The 17,759-nt window shown below is 54.2% G+C and carries 16 protein-coding genes and 1 tRNA gene; 7 read left to right on the top strand and 10 right to left on the bottom strand.

Annotated features, from left to right (window positions below; genetic code table 11):
• Positions 1 to 26: 26 nt before the first annotated feature.
• From N5J69_RS11650 to N5J69_RS11630, 5 genes are all read right to left on the bottom strand, one after another.
• Positions 27 to 1,274 carry an integrase arm-type DNA-binding domain-containing protein gene (locus tag N5J69_RS11650; RefSeq protein WP_001218959.1) on the bottom strand — a complete coding sequence of 416 codons (1,248 nt, stop codon included), beginning with the start codon at positions 1,272 to 1,274 and terminating at the stop codon, positions 27 to 29.
• A 189-nt stretch (positions 1,275 to 1,463) separates the two neighbouring features.
• Positions 1,464 to 1,548, bottom strand: a tRNA-Leu gene (locus N5J69_RS11645).
• A 208-nt stretch (positions 1,549 to 1,756) separates the two neighbouring features.
• On the bottom strand, positions 1,757 to 2,788 hold the full coding sequence (locus tag N5J69_RS11640) for a DUF1176 domain-containing protein (protein WP_279770664.1): 1,032 nt from the start codon (positions 2,786 to 2,788) through the stop codon (positions 1,757 to 1,759).
• A 150-nt stretch (positions 2,789 to 2,938) separates the two neighbouring features.
• On the bottom strand, positions 2,939 to 3,313 hold the full coding sequence (locus tag N5J69_RS11635; RefSeq protein ID WP_279770446.1) for a hypothetical protein: 375 nt from the start codon (positions 3,311 to 3,313) through the stop codon (positions 2,939 to 2,941).
• Between the two features lie 41 nt (positions 3,314 to 3,354).
• Positions 3,355 to 3,816 carry a hypothetical protein gene (locus N5J69_RS11630; RefSeq protein ID WP_279770444.1) on the bottom strand — a complete coding sequence of 154 codons (462 nt, stop codon included), beginning with the start codon at positions 3,814 to 3,816 and terminating at the stop codon, positions 3,355 to 3,357.
• Positions 3,817 to 4,183: 367 nt separating this feature from the next.
• On the opposite strand from N5J69_RS11630, the gene N5J69_RS11625 reads away from it, so the two are divergent.
• Both N5J69_RS11625 and N5J69_RS11620 read left to right on the top strand, forming a co-directional pair.
• Complete coding sequence (locus N5J69_RS11625) at positions 4,184 to 5,197, top strand: HNH endonuclease domain-containing protein (RefSeq protein ID WP_279770442.1); 1,014 nt, start codon at positions 4,184 to 4,186, stop codon at positions 5,195 to 5,197.
• The gene (locus N5J69_RS11620) at positions 5,161 to 5,868 is read left to right on the top strand and encodes a class I SAM-dependent methyltransferase (protein WP_279770440.1); all 708 of its coding nucleotides are present in this window, start codon (positions 5,161 to 5,163) and stop codon (positions 5,866 to 5,868) included. The genes N5J69_RS11625 and N5J69_RS11620 overlap by 37 nt, the downstream gene beginning before the upstream one ends.
• A gap of 173 nt (positions 5,869 to 6,041) precedes the next feature.
• On the opposite strand, the gene N5J69_RS11615 is transcribed toward N5J69_RS11620, so the two are convergent.
• Both N5J69_RS11615 and N5J69_RS11610 read right to left on the bottom strand, forming a co-directional pair.
• Positions 6,042 to 7,025, bottom strand: coding sequence for a YsnF/AvaK domain-containing protein (locus N5J69_RS11615; RefSeq protein ID WP_279770438.1), 984 nt, complete (start codon positions 7,023 to 7,025; stop codon positions 6,042 to 6,044).
• A 16-nt stretch (positions 7,026 to 7,041) separates the two neighbouring features.
• Positions 7,042 to 7,443 (bottom strand): DUF2382 domain-containing protein, encoded by a 402-nt coding sequence (locus N5J69_RS11610; RefSeq protein ID WP_279770436.1) that lies wholly within the window; start codon positions 7,441 to 7,443, stop codon positions 7,042 to 7,044.
• Positions 7,444 to 7,986: 543 nt separating this feature from the next.
• Between N5J69_RS11610 and N5J69_RS11605 the strand changes: the two genes are divergently transcribed.
• From N5J69_RS11605 to N5J69_RS11595, 3 genes are all read left to right on the top strand, one after another.
• Positions 7,987 to 8,496 carry a DUF2501 domain-containing protein gene (locus N5J69_RS11605; protein WP_279770434.1) on the top strand — a complete coding sequence of 170 codons (510 nt, stop codon included), beginning with the start codon at positions 7,987 to 7,989 and terminating at the stop codon, positions 8,494 to 8,496.
• A gap of 130 nt (positions 8,497 to 8,626) precedes the next feature.
• A complete protein-coding gene (locus N5J69_RS11600) occupies positions 8,627 to 9,262 on the top strand; it encodes a hypothetical protein (RefSeq protein ID WP_279770432.1) in 636 nt (211 codons plus the stop codon).
• Positions 9,263 to 9,277: 15 nt separating this feature from the next.
• Complete coding sequence (locus tag N5J69_RS11595) at positions 9,278 to 9,946, top strand: MarC family NAAT transporter (RefSeq protein ID WP_279770430.1); 669 nt, start codon at positions 9,278 to 9,280, stop codon at positions 9,944 to 9,946.
• A 42-nt stretch (positions 9,947 to 9,988) separates the two neighbouring features.
• On the opposite strand, the gene N5J69_RS11590 is transcribed toward N5J69_RS11595, so the two are convergent.
• From N5J69_RS11590 to N5J69_RS11580, 3 genes are read right to left on the bottom strand one after another with little or no spacing between them, the layout of a single operon-like run.
• Positions 9,989 to 11,251, bottom strand: a complete 1,263-nt coding sequence (locus tag N5J69_RS11590) for a cytochrome c (RefSeq protein ID WP_279770428.1) — start codon at positions 11,249 to 11,251, stop codon at positions 9,989 to 9,991.
• 4 nt (positions 11,252 to 11,255) lie between these two features.
• Entirely contained in the window at positions 11,256 to 13,025 is a 1,770-nt protein-coding gene (locus N5J69_RS11585) for a GMC family oxidoreductase (protein WP_279770427.1), read from the bottom strand.
• Positions 13,026 to 13,056: 31 nt separating this feature from the next.
• Complete coding sequence (locus N5J69_RS11580) at positions 13,057 to 13,785, bottom strand: gluconate 2-dehydrogenase subunit 3 family protein (RefSeq protein WP_279770426.1); 729 nt, start codon at positions 13,783 to 13,785, stop codon at positions 13,057 to 13,059.
• A 689-nt stretch (positions 13,786 to 14,474) separates the two neighbouring features.
• On the opposite strand from N5J69_RS11580, the gene N5J69_RS11575 reads away from it, so the two are divergent.
• Positions 14,475 to 16,067, top strand: a complete 1,593-nt coding sequence (locus N5J69_RS11575) for an ABC transporter substrate-binding protein (protein WP_279770425.1) — start codon at positions 14,475 to 14,477, stop codon at positions 16,065 to 16,067.
• A gap of 163 nt (positions 16,068 to 16,230) precedes the next feature.
• Positions 16,231 to 17,733 carry a helicase HerA-like C-terminal domain-containing protein gene (locus N5J69_RS11570; RefSeq protein WP_279770424.1) on the top strand — a complete coding sequence of 501 codons (1,503 nt, stop codon included), beginning with the start codon at positions 16,231 to 16,233 and terminating at the stop codon, positions 17,731 to 17,733.
• The last annotated feature ends 26 nt before the right edge of the window (positions 17,734 to 17,759 follow it).

Here is a 17,759-nt window from a genome sequence, read left to right as displayed (position 1 = left end):
CACGCCATTTTATTAATTAAAATCAATTAGTTATCAAAATCAAAAGGTGCAATTCTTCTCTCAGTTGTTTCATCAAGATAATCAGCCCACCACTGCAACATCAACCTACGCTCGTCCAAATGCTCAGCTTTATGAATGTATGCGGCACGAACGGAGTTCCGCTCCTGATGGCTCATCTGCCTCTCAACAGCATCTCTCGACCACTTTCCTGACTCGATCAAAGCACTACAAGCCATCGCTCTAAAACCATGCCCACATACCTCAACAGTTGTGTCATAACCCATCGACCTTAGTGCCTTGTTGACTGTGTTTTCGCTCATAGGTTTTCTGAAATCATGATCGCCAATGAATACAAGGTCGCATTCTCCGCTGATTTCTCTGATGGCTTTTAGAAGTTCTAAAGCCTGACGACTTAACGGCACGAGGTGTGGGGTCTTCATTTTTGAACCTCGATGGGAATGTTTGACTCCTGGCAATGGCTCGCGTTCTCCAGGGATAGTCCACATCGCATTTTCAAAGTCGATCTCCGACCATCTTGCGAATCGGAGTTCACTGGAACGAATAAAAATGAGCAATGTCAGCTTTACGGCTAACTTCGTGAGTTTCCTACCTTTGAAGTTATCAATTCGTTCTAAGAGTTCTGAAAATCGTTCGAATGGCAAAGCAGGCCTGTGGATTCTTTTGGCTACAGCAATAGCTCCTGCCATCTCCTGAGCAGGGTTGTAATCTATCAGCCCGTTCTGGACAGCATATCGCATTACTGCCGTCGTCCTTTGCTGTAGTCGGGAAGCAACTTCCAGTCGCCCGGAAGCTTCAACAGCCTTGATAGGGGCAAGAAGATCTCTGGTATTAAGCTCGGATATTTTTCTTTTACCAATAGTAGTAAAGAGACCATCTTCCATGCTTTTTAGAACTCTCTCGCTGTGGGAATCAGACCATTTCCTTTTACAGGCAGTATGCCAGTCCCTTGCGACAGCCTCGAATGTCAGGGCTTCACTTTGCTCGATCTTGTCGGCTTTTTTCTTCTCAGAAGGATCAATACCAACAGATACCAACTTTTTGGCCTCATCTCGTTTCCTGCGAGCTTCACCAAGAGAGACCATTGGATAAACACCCAATGCTAAAACTTTCTGTTTGCCATCGAAACGGTATTGGAGTCGCCAGTATTTTGAACCATTGGGGTTGATCAGCAGGTGCATACCCTGCCCATCTGTGAGTTTGAAAGGTTTGTCGGAGGGCTTGGTAGTCCTAACTTTGATATCAGTGAGTGCCATCAGTTGATACCTCCGCTGTTGGTATCAAAATCAATCGAACCGAAGATACCACCAGTTATACCATCATTCGTTGGTATATGTGGATAGAAGTAAGTAGACGTGGGCAGACTAAGAAAAGCCAAAACCCTTCTTAACTTACTGTTTTTATGGACTAAAGTAGACGTTAGTAGACTTGAAAAAAGCTTTGTATGGTGCCGAAGGCCGGAATCGAACCGGCACGCCTCGCGGCGGTTGATTTTGAATCAACTGCGTCTACCGATTTCGCCACTTCGGCACTGAAGGGTATGCGGAAAACGTTGAGGATTATACCGTTACCCCCTGTTTCCGCAACCCTTATCAGCAGGCTAAGGTGCAAGTGCTGAAAAAAACGTCTTTTGGATTTTCAGGTTTACTGCACACATCCTTGTCAAAACTCCCTATTCCCCTCGCCCGCCGTAAAGCATTCACGTCAGCCATCAACTTTCACGGCCATTACAAAAGCGCTAACCCGAAACAGGCTTCACATCCGTGACCAGCACAGGAAGATCCCAGGTGCCGCCCGCATGGATATAACGGCACATACCGGTCCCGCCGTCATAGCTTTTGCGGAAGGCCTTGCCGTCCCATACCCAGCTTTCCTGGCTCATGCAGTCGCCGATGCCGCGGCCTTTCTGCACGCTGGTGATCTCGCCCTTGTCGTAATCCGAGCCGGAAATGGTTACCAGCTCAGGCTTACCTCTCAGCTGATTATCAATGACCCAGTAGCCATATCCTTCGTTATAAGCGGCTCGCCAGCAGAGTGCCGATAGCAAAGCGTGGCTCTCATCCAGTGGCGTAAGCGTGAGTCCGTCGGTTTCCGGGTCACTGTTTTCTGCCGGTGAATACAGGCTGTCGCACGTGTCATCGTCGTTATGATTAACCGTTGCCAGCAGTCGGGTTTTCAGCGCGTCGCTTTCCGCAGCGGAGAGTAAACGGGGGTCGCCATTGAGGGTTTTTGCCGCCTGAATAACCGACGCGGACACGGCCTTAGCCACGCTGCTTTCCGGCTTATTGCCCTTTTTGGTGAGCGCGCCTGGTGTGCCGATACGGCCCTGCACGTCGTCCGCTTTCAGCAGCACGGCATACGCGCCCTCGCCGGAAAGCAGGAAAGGCTTGGTGCCGCCTTTAAATTCGACTTTCCCGTTGCCTTTTACAGCGCTGATGACCGCAGCGGTCTGACTGGCCGACATTCGCCAGTTATCATCAGCCGCGACCAGATCGCCTGCTGATTTCCCGTTGATCCACAGCGTCAGCTTTTCTGCCGGTTCGCTGTCATCTTCGGTGTCGCCCAGCGTCACTTCGCCCACTGTCTCCGTTCCGGGTCCAGCCGCACGGGTGAGCAGGATGGAGCCGGAAGGGTCTTCTTCTTTGCCATAACCCGCCATGCGGCAGGTCAGGGTGTTATCACAGACCACTTCCCAGTCCTTGTGCTCAAGCGTTTTTGCGCTCTGCGCGGCCTGAGCCGACAGGGAGAGCGCCGCCAGCACGAAAAGCATCGGTTTACAGTTCACTTTAATCCCTCAGGTTTTATTTCTGATATCAGTGCTGATATCACTCTTACACCACGAGTGCGAGGAAACCAACAGCCATCGTTTATTGCCGCCAGGCTTTGAAGAGAGGATACGCCGCGTTCCTGGGCAATGCGGCTATAGGGCAACTCTCTCTTTTTTGTTACGTGCTTCTACCAGCACGCTGTGCAGCTGGCCGACAGAGAGATCGCGGATGACAGGCGCAGGAATGCCGCGTAGTCGTCTGCAAAGATAAACAATACCCAAAAAGTCGATACCTTCACTGTGGAAAAGATATTCGTTTTCTTGCAGGGAAAATGCCTTCCGGAAATCATCTTCTTCTGCAAAAAAGCTCACGCCGAAAACTTTTTCTGCTTCTTCCAGCAATTCAACACCATCATCGCCGGTAATATCCAAATCGTTTTCCAGGCAGGTATTTTCATCAATGTTTTCACGTCTGCATCCTGAAAACTCACGAACAAAAGCGATAACGTCAGCTAATGAAGGTTCCATATCCTTGCTCCTGCCAGAGCGCTCCGCGCCTTTCTGTCATTTTACACTCGCCACAGAGTCATTTTCTGTACCTCAGCCGCTGGATTTGCCTCTCTCACGGCGGCAAGAAAACCCGCAAAATCCCGATTAAAAAGGGTGTAGTTTTTCAGGACTCTGAACTCCCTTTCCGTGCGATAAGACCCGGTGACGTATCGCACCAGCCACACCCGGCGACTGCTGACTTCGGTTCCGGTGACTTTTATCCTGATAATATTTTCCAGCGGAACTTTGCAGAGTGTTTCGCCGTCACGCTGCTGATACAGGAAGTCGCTGTCATAGTAATAATCTTCCGTGTTCATGCCCAATTTTATTAATATCGGGGTGTTAGCCGATATTTTTTTCATCTCGCCTTTAGACGGAAAGAACGACTCTTTATTGAATAACGGCCAGAAGAAACACCTGATGATCCAAATGACAAAAACCAACGTTAATAGAGTGGACAGAATAGCGGAAATATCGTGCATTTAAATGACCCGGACTGCGCGGAGATTTGCTGATTATATCGAATGAGTTATGACGCCGTTATCCGTTTTTACCGCTCTGCCCGATCATCCTTCAGTGCAGTACGATCTGCGTGATGAGTGCCGGCTCCTGACACCGCTAAGCCACCTGCCTTACCTGAATAAAACCGGCAATGACCCAATGCTTTAGCCTGTGCATCCTCCCTCTACTTACCTCTCAAGCCTATTTTTTCTCCATCCACTTACAAGGCCTGTTCGCCTTTAGAAACGCCTAACCCCCTACCCACCTTCACGGTTTACATTTACCTGCATTTGTTATGTGATCCTGTTACGTGAATTCCTCGAGCCGTCTCGCAAAACAGGATCCTGCATGCGCTTTTACCAGGCCGATCCCCGCCTTGAAAACTACTGGCGCGGCGTTATTCTCTTTGGCAAAAACGTTGCGTCTTATAAATTTGCTCTGGCCCATGCGCTGTACGACCTGAAGCAGCCGGACAACGATTTGATTACGCTGGACGAGCTGGCCGTGCCTTTTGCGAGGCATTTATGCGCCCACCTGCGTCATGCGCCAAAGCAGATCACCAGTAAAAGCAGCGAGTTTCTGGAGGCCTGCAGACAATTCAATGCGGGCGAAATCAGCGAAGAACAGTTGATCGCTATTACCGTTAAGCGCGGTTTTGCTAACGTCATCGATGCTTTTCATAATGTGAATCACGCTGAGATCGACAAACGCTTTTTCCTGGATGAACGGCGAAGCCATAAAGGCATCCGGCTTACGGATAACTTTTATCAGCTGACGGAAACCGAACAGTTTGCCAGTCTGGAAGCGGAAACGGATGCCAGGTGGCGGCTGGTTGAAGAAGCCTGGGCGATGAACGTTTCACGCAGTCTGATTGCGGTTGATTATGACGATGATGACAAATTGCTCTTCAGCCGCCAGAGTGGTCGCCGCATCAACATTACCAGCTGTCGCAGCAGCCTGAACGGCTACCAGAAAGGCTTGTGCTTTTACTGCTTCCGCACCATTGGCGTGACGGGCGGCGAGGAGAATCTGGCTGATGTCGATCACTTCCTGCCGCTGATGCTCAGCGAGCAAATCGGTAACCTCAACGGTGTCTGGAATCTGGTGCTGGCCTGCCAGACCTGTAATCGCGGCGCTCAGGGTAAGTTTGCGCGTATCCCGTCGATAACGCTGCTGCAGCGACTGCATGATCGAAATGAGTACTTTATTAACAGCCATCTGCCATTGCGAGAGACGTTACTCCGCCAGACCGGCGCAACGCCGATGCTCCGACATAGCTTCCTGCAAAACAGCTGGGATACGGCAAAGTTTGCCCTGCTCCACGAATGGCAGCCAGCGGCACAGGGAGGCAGTCTGTTTTGAGTAACGAAGATTATTACCGGCAGAACGCTCAGCGGTTTTTTACCGATACGGCAAGCGTGGATATGTCTGCGCTTTACCCGTATTTCGTTGCCTGCCTGCCGCCGGGTGCACGCATTCTCGATGCGGGCTGTGGTTCAGGTCGTGATGTCAAAGCCTTTGGCGAAATGGGTTTTGACGTCGAGGCCTTTGATGCATCGGCGGAGCTGGTTGCACTGGCTTGCCAGTTATCCGGAAAGCCTGTAGTGCAGATGCGTTTTCAGGATGTTGATGCGGTTGAAAAATATGACGGTATCTGGTGCTGCGCATCACTGCTGCATGTTTCCGATGCTGAACTCCCTGAGGTCATGACAAAACTGGCCATAGCGCTAAAGCCCGGCGGCGTATGGTATCTCTCTTTTAAACATGGCCACGGCGAACGGGAAAAGGACGGGCGCAGATTCACGGATATGGATGCAGCTGGGTTACAGAAACAGGTCGAGGGGATTAACACTGTCGGCGGTGACATCCTGGCTAAAAATACCATGGGGATCAGAAAAGAGGCTGGCGTTGAGGACGTAACGGGAAACAGGTTCGCTCTTGAAACGGCTAAAATCTGGCAGACCGGTGATGTACGTGTTGGACGCAGCGATGAGGCCTGGCTGAATGCGATTATCAGGAAAAAGGTAATCTGATAGCTGGCCTGCATAAAGCGCGGGATCCCATCTTCTGAGCAGAAGCGCCAGCCTTAACAGCTCACCTTCCCCACAACGCAAAAGAGCCAACCTCGCGGCTGGCTCCTTTTTGCATCTTCAGCATCGGGCATCAACTCTGCCCATCAGCGCCTGTCGTTGTCAGGAAAAGCGCCTCAATGCGAATGGTCATGCAGCTTATGCTCCACCTTATCCTTCACTTCGCTGGCTTTATCCTTCGCCTTCTCCGTCAGGCTCTCTTTGTGGTCGCGGTTGTGCGCGCCGGGTGACTGCGTAGCGGCGGCAGGTTTCACCCCTGCAGCTGTACCCGGCAGTTCGCGCTCCAGACCACCTCGTGCATGGTCGATATCCACTTCCTGACGACGCACCGTGTCGTTGATGGTCTCGGTACGATCGCTGCCGTCAGTTCGCACCACCACTTCTTCTTTCACGTGGGTCGTTTTGTTAATCACCGGCTGCTCATGGGTCTCAGCGACCTCGACGGTTTTCTCAGACCAGTCAACTTCACCCGCCAGCGCCGGTTCATTCACCGCGCGGCGGAAAATGTCAGCGTGCTGCTCGTGCAGCGAGATATCTTCAGAGACGGTGTCGGTCACGGTATAGCGTCGTACGCGTGTCGAGCCTTCGCTGACCAGACGTTTACCCACTTCCACCTGCTCTTCGGCCAGACGCAGAATGTCAGCTTCGCTCTCATCACCGGTCAGTGAAGTGCGTCGTGGTTCCACCTGGCGGTCGTTAGTCTCACCGGCAAACTGCTTGCCTGCTGTCGGATTGATGCCCGGCGCGGGGGTGCCGTTCCCGACTGAGCTTTGCATACGTGACGGGACATCCACCGAGTCATGTGAATGGAGAATCGTCATGCCGCGGGCCAGCTTCTCCTCCTCAGTACGGATGGTCAGCACGACGCCACCTTTGTCCATCGCTCGGGTGTAGACATCCGCCTCATCTTTGTCGACGTCGTGCCCAAACAGACGCTGCCACAGGCTCGGATGGCGGATCGACTGCCCTTCCTGCTGCAAACGTTCTCCACTGATAAGACTGATGTCCCGATCAGAAAAGCCTGCTTTCACGAGATTTCTTTTCGCGGCCTCTGCCTGATTTGCAGAATCGAACAGTGTTACGATTTTTTCCTGTGCCATGATAGGTTCCTCTCTGTTAGCTAATTTGATCGTCATCTCTCTCAACGTTCACCTGCTGCTCACGTCGGGTCACCACTTCCTGAAAAGGAACATTCTCCTGCACTTTTCGGATGTGGATCTCCTCTTTAAGCACCAGCTTTTTGACGATTTGGATTTCTTCCTCAACTACCGGGACAATCAGTACACCGTTTTCTTCCCTGATTTCGGGCATCGTTTCAACGGGCTGCGCTTTCGCTACATGCTCAACCTCAACCCTCTCCCGGTTAAGCAGCGTACTGTTCACCTCGTCATGCTCGGTTGTGGAACGGGTAACGCGGACATGTCCATCCACAATCTTTTGCTTCGTCAGGGCTATCTGCTCTTCAGCGAGCTTTAGCGTAACGTCTGCATTATTATTGTGCTCTGGCTGTCCCGCCATAATAACTCCCCCGTTAAATTAACTGTCTGCCACAACTGCCTGACACAGTAATTAAGCATGAACACTCTCGCGTTTTTCGCAAGGCAGAATAATAAAAAACCCCACCATATAAATTTAATTTCCGTATCAAATCCCGCATCAGACAATCATCAGAAATCCTATTAATGCCGTTTCGATAAAAATAAAAAACCAACAAAATCAGAATATTAAATAAAAATAATTTCACAGGTAAATATTAACAAGCCAGACGAAAGACTCTGCAGAAGGGCTTTTAAGCAAAGCGGTATATTTAATTTAAACCAGGACAATTCCTGATAAATCAGACAGGGATATTAAATAATGTTTCAGCAGAGCCCGCTTATTAATCACCTTAAAAACTTACCTCGCGAAATAATAACTCCGGCACGCATCTGCATGTCTCGCCACCCCTATTACAGAAGATTCTCAAAGCGTTATTTAAGGCGCTATTTAGAAGAGAAATTCAGGAACTTTCTGCTCGTCAGCGTTTCTTAGGAAAACGAATACGTGCATACAGAGGTTAAGATGAAACAGGCACAACGCAGTGCGTGGATTTTGGGCATGGCGGCCCTTCTGGTGGCAGGCAATGCATCAGCGGCAAGCTGGCAGGATCAGCTGAGCAGTGCAGCGTCACAGCTCAGCCAGCAGAATAACGGTAATACCACCAGCACAACACAGCAGAATGGCGGCATGTCGCTTTCTTCTATTACCAGCATGCTGGGCGGCGGCGACAAAGCGGTCAGTGCCAACAGCATGACGAATGCGGCCGGTGTGATGCAGTACTGCGTCGAACACAACGTGGTGAAAAACAACGTGCAGTCGGTTAAAGATCAGGTGCTGAGCAAGCTCGGTCTGAACACCACCACCGCACAGGAACAGAAAACCGATTACACCCAGGGCGTGGCAGGCCTGCTGAACACCGGAAACGGCCAGCAGCTGAATCTGCAAAGCCTGAGCAACTCACCAATGGGCGAGAAGCTGAAAACCAAAGCCTGTGACGTGGTCCTGAAGCAGGGTAAAAACTTTATCTCCTGATCCCGCTCCCGCTTCACTCCCCTCGCCGCTCTGAGGGGAGTGTTAAACGCCTCTTTGCTGTGATGCCTGACATTCCCTTACCCTGGGGTGAGCGCTATAGTGTTGTTTTGGTTTCTACAGGACAGCACGCATGAAAGGCATCAACATCGCACTTTACTTCGACCCCGATCAGATTCAGGCCTGCGTTCACGAACAGGACGGCAGCTATCTCAGCAAAAAATTCGAGTATGACGATGGCGTGATTGAAGAGATCTACCAGTGGCTGGAGCAGTACGAACCTAAGCGCACCCACATCTGCCTGATTGAAAACGAAACCGCCGAGCTGCTGGCCGATGAACTGGTCGACAGCGGCTATCGCGTCCATCAGGTGACCATGCATCAGCTGCTGAGCTGGTTTGCCGCTGAACCACCTTCCACACCAGACGGCACGCCGATGCGCGCGATGCTGCGCTTCCTGGAAGACGAACATCCGCGTGAATATGAGTCGCGCACGCCGCAGACCGAAGCGCTGATGGAGATGTTCGACGAGCTGGATGCGCTGGAGATGGTCGATGACGCCGACGACGAAGACGCGCTGCCAGCCGATCTGCTGCGCGCCATGAAGAAGTATAAAATCACGGCCAGCGCTGCGGCACAGCATCTGCTGCCGGACGTCAACGAACGTATCCGCGAACATCTGATGCAGTACCCCGAACTGATGACGCCTGAAATCCTGCAGGACTTCTTCCCGGAGCTGCTTGAGGCGCTGGAGCGCCCGAAACACTAATCAGGGAGTTCGGACATGCTGGAACTGATTAAAGCGGTTAGCCTGGGGCTGGTCGTCATCCTCCCGCTCGCGAATCCGCTCACCACCGTGGCGCTGTTTCTGGGGCTGGCGGGTGACATGAACTTCCAGGAGCGCAACCGGCAGGCGCGACAGGCTTCCATTTACGTCTTTGCCATCATGGTGGTGGCGTGGTACGCGGGCAGCGCGGTGCTGAATACCTTCGGCATCTCCATACCCGGCCTGCGTATGGCGGGCGGCCTGATCGTCGCCTTTATTGGCTTTCGGATGCTGTTCCCGGCGAAGCCTGCGGGTCATTCCGTTGAGGCAAAACATAAACTGGATGAGCTGGATGGTGCCAAAGAGCCGGTAAATATCGCCTTTGTGCCGCTGGCGATGCCGAGTACGGCGGGACCGGGCACCATTGCGATGATCATCTCCTCTGCCTCGACGGTGAGAAGCGGCGTCGATTTTCCCGCATGGGTGATCAGTGTTGCGCCGGTGCTGACTTTCCTGCTGGTGAGCCTGATTCTGTGGATCTCGCTGCGGAGTTCGGGCGCAATTATGAAGCTGGTGGGCAAAAGCGGCATCGAGGCGATTTCACGCCTGATGGGATTTTTACTGGTCTGTATGGGCGTGCAGTTCATCATAAACGGCGTGCTGGAAGTGGTGCGCACCTTTCACTAATCCGGGATTTCCCCTCTCCGGACAGGCAGAGGGGAAGCTCCATTACTTCAGCGTTTTACGCACTTCAGCAACCTGATCGTTGCTCACCGCAGGCGCGGTGTTACTCCAGCCCTGACGAATAAAGGTCGCCAGCTGCGCGACGTCATCATCACTCAGCCGACGGGCAAAGCCCGGCATCGCCAGTTTAGACGGCGCTTTCGCGGTAGAAGGCTGCTGCGCGCCGGCCAGAATGGTGTGGATCAAGCCGGTTGGATCCTTCGCATTCACGATGGTTGCCCCATCCAGCTCGGGGAAGATCCCCGGCGCGCCTTTGCCGGTCACGAAGTGACAGGCACCGCAGTTATCCAGATAAAGACGCTCGCCTTCGCTGAGATGCTTCGCGGCGGTGAGTTTCGCTTTCGTTGCCTGCTGCGCCTGCACGTTAAACGCCTGCAATGGCGGATTGCCCCCCAGGAACTTCAGGTAGGCCGCGATGGCTTTAAGATCGGCGTCGGTCATGTGTGAGCTGCTGTGCTCCACCACTGAGGTCATCTCGCCACCGACTGCCGCTTTATCGTTACGGCCGGTCTGCAGGTAATCAATGACCTCCTGCTCGCTCCAGTGTGGCAGGCCACGCAGTGACGGCACATCCCAGTGGTTCAGGCTGCCGCCCGCCAGGAATTTATCGTCACCGCTATCCAGCGCTTTCTCATTCATGCCCAGGCCGCGCGGCGTGTGACAGCTGCCGCAGTGACCCAGACTTTCCACGATATAGGCACCGCGATTCACTTCGGCTGATGCGCCACCTATCGGCTGGAACGGCTTATCGGACGCAAACGCCCAGTTCCAGAACCGCATGCCCCAGCGCTGGCTGAACGGGAAGCTCAGATCGGTTTCCGGCGGCTGTACCGCGCTTGGCTGCACGCCTTTCATAAAGTAGACGTAGAGCGCGTGGATATCGGCATCGCTGATTTTGGCGTAGTCAGGGTACGGCATCGCCGGATAGAGGTGCGTTCCGTCCGGTAATACGCCCTTGCGCACCGCATCAGAGAACTGCTGCTCGCTGTAGTTGCCGATACCGTGCTGCTTGTCCGGCGTAATGTTGGTGGAGAAGATGGTGCCGAGGTTCGACTCAATCGCCAGTCCACCCGAGTAGGCTGGTTTGCCAGGCAGCGAGTGGCACGCCATACAGTCGCCCAGCCGCGAGAGATATTCGCCCTGCTTAATCAGTTGCGCGTCATCTTCGGCGTGAACCGGCAGCGCAAATCCGCTGGCCAGCAGCACCGCGTTAGCAACAATAAAAGACTTCAGTTTCAGCTTATTCATGCGCTTATGCCTGTACCAGTGGGCCGGGATTTTTCAGGTAGTGATCTTTGATCGCCTGTGCCGCCATCAGGGTAATCGCACCGATGGTATCGGTCGGGTTCGCCTGGAAGTTCTGCGGGAAGGCGTTGCCGCCCGGCACAAAGACGTTATGCACATCCCAGCTTTGCAGGTACTTATTGAGCGCTGAGGTTTTCGGGTTATCGCCCATCACCGCGCCGCCCACGTTGTGGGTTGAGACATATTTGGTGATATCGAAGTCCGCGCCCATCGGCAGGAAGCTCATGCTCATGCTGTCCGGGTTCAGCTCTTTGGCGATGTTGCCGACGATGCCTTTCAGATGCTGCTGCAGCTTCAGCTCGTTCTCTTTCCAGTTAAACGTCATGCGCAGCAGAGGAAGACCACGGTGATCGTTGTAGTTCGGATCGAGATCCAGATAGATGTCGCGGTATGACTGACAGGTGGTGGTGATGCTGATCTTCATCGAATGCCCGTACCACTCTTCCAGACCTTCCTTGTAGCCCATGCCCCAGGTCGGCGTGCCTTTTGGCAGTGCGGTGCTGATTGGCGTGCCGGTCGCCTGTGAACTGTGGATCTTCGCGCCGCCCAGGAAGCCGAGTGACGGGCCGTCAAAGTTGCCTGGCGAGATGTCGTTAAACATCTGACCGGTCGCGCCCGCAGTCGCATACGGATTGAAGTTTTTATCTTTGAAGAACAGCGTTGCGCCGCCGTTCGACAGGAACGCGTAGTTACGCCCTACCACGCCCTCTTCGGTCATCGGGTTGTAAGGCTTGCCAATGCCGGAAAGCAGCATCAGACGCACGTTGTAAAGCTGGAAGCTGCTCAGCACCACGATTTTCGCTGGCTGGAAGCATTCATTGCCCTGCGCATCAATGTAGATCACGCCTTTGGCGGTTTTCTTATCATCGTTCAGTACGACTTTGATCACTTCCGCATTCACTTCATAAGAGAAGTTCGGCATGCGCTTCAGCGCGTCCATTACTGCGGTCTGCGGTGACGCTTTGGAGTAGTTCAGGCAGGGATATTTGCTGCAGTAGCCACAGTAGTTGCACGGCGCGATCTGGTTGCCATACGGGTTTTTCCAGGCACGCGATACACAGGCTGACGGATTCGGGAACGGGTGATAACCGAGTCTGGTCGCCGCCTCTTTGAACATGACGTTGTTCAGCGTGTCATCCAGTGCGGGCAGTGGATAAGGTTCAGAACGTGGCCCTTCAAACGGATCACCGCCCGCCAGGATTTTGCCGCGCAGGTTGCCGGTGTTGCCCGACTGACCGCAGATCAGTTCGAACTTATAGTAATACGGCTCAATCTCTTCCCAGCTGAACGGGAAGTCCATCACCCGCATATCTTCCTGCAGAATGCCCGGCTTGTACGCCTCGTCGACATAGGTCTTGAGTTTGATATCGGTTGGCGTCGGACGGATCAGTACCGCCGTCCAGTGCATACCGGCACCCCCGACGCCGGTGCCCGGTGCAAACGCGCCCCATTTACGGGTCGGCAGTGCGGTCTGGCTGCTGTTATAGCGCACGGTGACCGCCACTTCGGCGGGTGTCGCAAACACTTTGTTGCGCACCGCATAGGCGTATTCATCCGCCGGTTTCGGATAGGCGAATTCGTCATAATCGCGATCGCCGCCGCGCTCCAGGGCGCGCACCTCCAGCCCTGCCAGCGCCAGCTCAATACTCATCAGTGAGCCTGCCCAGCCGAGGCCGCAGACCACGACGTCGACTTCTTTTTTAGTAACCTGTGCCATGATAATCCTGTTTACCTGATGTGGAAGCGCCTCAGGCGCGTTCACCTTTGATGCTGACCGGGCCGAGCGGATAAGGGACGTTGTGCTGTTTCACCCACTCGGTGAAGCTGGCTCGTGCGCCAGGGAAGCCGATGGCGATCCAGGCTTTCATCCCTTTATTACCGCCGTACATCGGGTCGGCCAGATAGCCATGTTTGGTATCGGAAAGCAGCTGGCTGAAGAAATGCGACGGTTTGAGATCGGCTTCGCCCAGCGCGGCAAAGTCGATTTCGTTTTTGTTGACCTGGGTCAGCACCGCATCTTTCTCTTCCAGCGTCAGCGCATGAAACGCTTTCTGATGCGTGTTCTGCGACCACTGATTGATCAGCCGGATACCGGTCTGATACATCTGCTGGGGACGGAACGGGATCTGATACCCCATCGTGGCGGGTGCCCTGGTGTTAAAGGGGCCCTGCATGTAGATCTCGCTGCCAAACGCTTCGCTGTGCAGCTGCTGATCGATAAAGATCGGCACGTTGGTTTCCAGCGCGCCCGGCGCTTTGCCTTTGCCGCCCGCCGGGATCAGACGGTCGGTGGCGGCCAGAATAAACTGCCACTCATCGGCACTAAAAAAGATCGGTTTGTAATCGGCTAATTCGGGTGCGGCCATCTCTGCAGCCTGTGCCGCAGTCATGCCTTTCAGGACCAGCTCACTTAATGGCAACGCCAGCAGTGAACCGAGCAAAAATTTACGCCTGGTGGTGGGTTTGTCTAACAGCATATCCGCACGACTCTCATCTGCTAAATACCCGTTTTATAGGTTATGACGCTGAAAGGCTGAGTGCAGGCAGACAACCCCCCGCAGAGATTAACGTACACAGCACAGACGACGGCAGAACAAATAAAGGCGGGTAGAATTAGGGTTCGGTGACTAACGAAACTTATCGGTTAATAGCCTGGCAATATTAGGGATATAGATATGTCTGAATGTAAAAATTGAATTTAAGATATTTCTAAATGAAAGTTTATCATGGTGTTACGCAATGGTTGCAGGCAGGTAAAAGATTTACAGCGAAGAAATTTCGGCTAAAACCGCATAAACATCGGGTATTTAGCTGTTTTAACGCAGGAGCCACGGATATTATTTTCGTCTGGTCATCATCACGCTGAATAACCGATAAAAAAATATCATTCTTCCATACAAGAGAAACATTCTTATCGTTAACCGTATAGCGATGTTGATGACCACACAATCAGACAGTGCGCAAATTGTGATCGCCTGAGTGAAACCGGCTTTATTCCGCCTGCGGTAAAACGACAATCAAATAATGACTGACTGACACGATCTTATTTTGTCTTTTTGCCTGAATAACTAAGCAAGTAATTGTGCAAAGCTCATAACAAACCGGCATTTTGAGATTATCCGACGCCCGATAGAGTAGAACGATCAACGACTCAGGATAATTTTCGATGCGCAAAACACTCTTATCGCTGTTTACTGCCCTGGCACTGGCTCATCCGGCACATGCCGCTACGCCTGCCGACACGCTGGTGGTTGCCGTCCCACTCGATGGCATTATCAGTTTCGATCCGGCGGAAAGCTTTGAAACGGTCAGCAACAGCAGCCTGCGCAATATTTACCAGACGCTGCTGGAGCCGGATCATCAGAACCCGCAGCAGCTTTCGCCGCTGGCTGTCACACGCTGGCAGGCCGGGAAAACGCCCCGCAGCCTGGTGTTTGACCTCAATCCGCAGGCCCGCTTCGCCAGCGGTAATCCCCTGACGGCCCAGGATGTGGTCTTCTCATTAAGCCGTGCGGTTAAACTCAACAAAGCGCCCTCTTTTATCCTGGGCGAGTTTGGCTGGACGCCGGAGAATATCGACCAGCAATTCACGGTAATTAACGACCATCAGCTTGCGCTGCGCTGGCCAGCAGAGATTGGCAGCGATCTGGCGCTGCGCCTGCTGACCGCGCCGGTCGCCTCCATCGTGGACAGCAAACTGGCACAGCAGCACACCAGCAACAATGATTACGGCAACGGCTGGCTGAAGACGCACTCCGCTGGCAGCGCGGCGTATGCCATCAGACAGTTTGTCCCGCTGCAGGCGCTGGTGCTGGAAGCTAACCCCTACAGCACGCAGAAACCGCATCTGAAGCGCGTGTTACTGAAAGGTGTGGCCGACCCCGGCAGCCGCCGCCTGCTGCTCCAGCAGGGTGATGTGGATGTCGCTTATCAGCTCGGGCCGGACCAGATTACCGCGCTGAAGGACGTGGCCGACGTGCGCGTCGACGCCTTCCCGTCCAGCCTGGTTTATTACATCGGCTTTAACACCCAAAGCCCGCAGCAACCGGCGCTGGGAAATCCGGCGCTGTGGCAGGCGGCACGCTGGCTGGTGGACTATGACAGTCTGGCGAACCAGCTGCTCAAAGGTCAGTACCGCATTCACCAGAGCTTCCTGCCGGACGGCTTTGATGGCGCACTGAATACCACGCCGTTCCACTACGATCTGAAAAAAGCGCAGGACATCCTGCAAAAAGGCGGCATTAAACCCGGCACCCATATCGCACTGACGGTGGTGAACCAGCCACCTTACATTGACGTGGCGCAGGCGCTGCAGGCGAGCTTTGCCAGAGCGGACGTGCAGCTCGATATCCAGCCGGTGGCAGAATCGGTGCTGTGGAGCAAAATGCGCAGCCGTGACTTCCAGGCAATATTCTCTTACTGGGGCGCGGACTACATCGATCCGAATACCAACGCCAGCACCTTTGCCTCTAACGTGCCGGGGGGCGGCAAAACCCTGGCATGGCGCGTCGGCTGGTCCATTCCCGAACTCAGTGCTCAAACCCGCGCTGCCGCCGGAGAGAGCGATGCGGTTAAACGCCGTAACCTCTATACCGGTCTGCAGACCCGCGTCCAGCAGGATTCACCATTTGTCCTGCTGCTGCAGGGTGCGACGCAGGTGGCGGTGCGCAGCAATCTCAGTCATCTGCAGCAGGGCATTGGGGTCAGCCTGCTCAATTTCGAAGAGGTGCAGAAGTCACCCCCCGCGCCAGCCGGTTGATCTGGCGGGTAACGGCGTCAGCCAGCTAAAAAGAAGCAGATATACACCCAGGCACGGGCCGTTGCTTTAAAAAGCAACGGCCTTTTTGGTGAATAGTTCTCCTCCTCTGCCGCTCCGGCTTGCTATTCTTCAGGCATAATCCTTTGACTGAGAGTGGAAAACCATGACCTCCCCGCTACTGATTGCCCGTACGCCAGACGTCGAACTTCATCTGCTGCCTCAAATGGCCAACCGCCACGGTCTCATCACCGGTGCGACCGGCACCGGAAAAACCGTGACGCTGCAGAAGCTGGCCGAATCGTTTTCCGCCAGCGGCGTGCCGGTCTTCATGGCTGACGTCAAAGGCGATTTAACCGGCGTGGCGATGGCGGGTCAGTCGGGCGAAAAGCTGCAGGCGAGACTGGCGAAAATCGGGGTCACCGACTGGCAGCCGCAGAGCAATCCGGTGGTGCTGTGGGACATTTTTGGCGAGAAAGGCCATCCGGTGCGCGCCACCGTCTCCGATCTCGGTCCGCTGCTGCTGGCGCGCCTGCTGAACCTGAATGACGTCCAGAGCGGCGTGCTGCAGATTATTTTCCGCATCGCCGATGACCAGGGGTTACTGCTGCTGGACTTTAACGATCTGCGCGCCATGACGCAGTACATCGGCGATAACGCCAAAAGCTTCCAGACCCACTATGGCAACATCAATAGCGCCTCCGTCGGTGCCATTCAGCGCGGATTACTGACGCTGGAGCAACAGGGCGCGGAACATTTCTTTGGTGAGCCGATGCTGGATATCGCCGACTGGATGCGGGTGGACAGCAACGGTAAAGGGGTCATCAACATTCTCTCCGCTGAGAAGCTCTATCAGATGCCAAAACTCTACGCCACCAGCCTGCTGTGGCTGCTGTCGGAGCTGTATGAACATCTGCCGGAAGCGGGTGACCTCGACCAGCCGAAGCTGGTGTTCTTCTTTGATGAAGCGCACCTGCTGTTTACCGACGCCCCAGCCGTGCTGCTTGAGAAAATCGAGCAGGTGATGCGACTGATCCGTTCCAAAGGCGTGGGTGTCTGGTTCGTCACCCAGAATCCGGCAGATATTCCCGACCGGGTGCTGGGACAGCTCGGCAACCGCGTCCAGCACGCCCTGCGCGCCTTCACGCCCAAAGATCAGAAAGCGGTGAAAACGGCCGCCGATACGCTGCGTGCCAACCCGGCGTTTGACAGCGCAGAGGCGATTCAGGCGCTGGGCACCGGCGAAGCGCTGATCTCCTTCCTGGATGCCAAAGGCAGCCCGTCGGTGGTGGAGCGCGCTATGGTGATTGCGCCTGGCTCGCGCATGGGGCCGGTCACAGGCGATGAGCGTAACGGCCTGATCAACCATTCGCCGCTGTACGGTAAATATGACACCGGCATCGATCGCGAATCGGCGTTTGAAAAGCTGCAGAAAGGTTTCCAGGCCGCCAGCGATGAGGCCAGTGCGCCACCGGCTAAAGGCGAAGCTGTCGCGGTAGACAATGGCATTCTCGGTGGTCTGAAAGAGATTCTGTTTGGTCACACCGGCCCGCGTGGCGGCAAACACGACGGCGTGGTGCAGACCATGGCGAAAAGCGCCACCCGCCAGATCACCAATCAGATCATCCGTGGGGTGCTCGGCAGTCTGCTGGGTGGCCGTCGCCGATGAATCAGGCTCTCTGCTAAGATCAGGTT

This window comes from Pantoea sp. GD03673 (assembly GCF_029844725.1).
Taxonomy (GTDB): Bacteria; Pseudomonadota; Gammaproteobacteria; order Enterobacterales; family Enterobacteriaceae; genus Pantoea.
This window is presented reverse-complemented; position numbering and strand designations above follow the sequence as displayed.

What these genes read in the sequence shown, in the direction of transcription:
- N5J69_RS11650 (WP_001218959.1), bottom strand. Translation starts at nt 1,274, where the DNA reads ATGGCACTCACTGATATCAAAGTTAGGACTACCAAGCCCTCCGACAAA.
- N5J69_RS11640 (WP_279770664.1), bottom strand. Translation starts at nt 2,788, where the DNA reads ATGCTTTTCGTGCTGGCGGCGCTCTCCCTGTCGGCTCAGGCCGCGCAG.
- N5J69_RS11635 (WP_279770446.1), bottom strand. Translation starts at nt 3,313, where the DNA reads ATGGAACCTTCATTAGCTGACGTTATCGCTTTTGTTCGTGAGTTTTCA.
- N5J69_RS11630 (WP_279770444.1), bottom strand. Translation starts at nt 3,816, where the DNA reads ATGCACGATATTTCCGCTATTCTGTCCACTCTATTAACGTTGGTTTTT.
- N5J69_RS11625 (WP_279770442.1), top strand. Translation starts at nt 4,184, where the DNA reads ATGCGCTTTTACCAGGCCGATCCCCGCCTTGAAAACTACTGGCGCGGC.
- N5J69_RS11620 (WP_279770440.1), top strand. Translation starts at nt 5,161, where the DNA reads ATGGCAGCCAGCGGCACAGGGAGGCAGTCTGTTTTGAGTAACGAAGAT.
- N5J69_RS11615 (WP_279770438.1), bottom strand. Translation starts at nt 7,025, where the DNA reads ATGGCACAGGAAAAAATCGTAACACTGTTCGATTCTGCAAATCAGGCA.
- N5J69_RS11610 (WP_279770436.1), bottom strand. Translation starts at nt 7,443, where the DNA reads ATGGCGGGACAGCCAGAGCACAATAATAATGCAGACGTTACGCTAAAG.
- N5J69_RS11605 (WP_279770434.1), top strand. Translation starts at nt 7,987, where the DNA reads ATGAAACAGGCACAACGCAGTGCGTGGATTTTGGGCATGGCGGCCCTT.
- N5J69_RS11600 (WP_279770432.1), top strand. Translation starts at nt 8,627, where the DNA reads ATGAAAGGCATCAACATCGCACTTTACTTCGACCCCGATCAGATTCAG.
- N5J69_RS11595 (WP_279770430.1), top strand. Translation starts at nt 9,278, where the DNA reads ATGCTGGAACTGATTAAAGCGGTTAGCCTGGGGCTGGTCGTCATCCTC.
- N5J69_RS11590 (WP_279770428.1), bottom strand. Translation starts at nt 11,251, where the DNA reads ATGAATAAGCTGAAACTGAAGTCTTTTATTGTTGCTAACGCGGTGCTG.
- N5J69_RS11585 (WP_279770427.1), bottom strand. Translation starts at nt 13,025, where the DNA reads ATGGCACAGGTTACTAAAAAAGAAGTCGACGTCGTGGTCTGCGGCCTC.
- N5J69_RS11580 (WP_279770426.1), bottom strand. Translation starts at nt 13,785, where the DNA reads ATGCTGTTAGACAAACCCACCACCAGGCGTAAATTTTTGCTCGGTTCA.
- N5J69_RS11575 (WP_279770425.1), top strand. Translation starts at nt 14,475, where the DNA reads ATGCGCAAAACACTCTTATCGCTGTTTACTGCCCTGGCACTGGCTCAT.
- N5J69_RS11570 (WP_279770424.1), top strand. Translation starts at nt 16,231, where the DNA reads ATGACCTCCCCGCTACTGATTGCCCGTACGCCAGACGTCGAACTTCAT.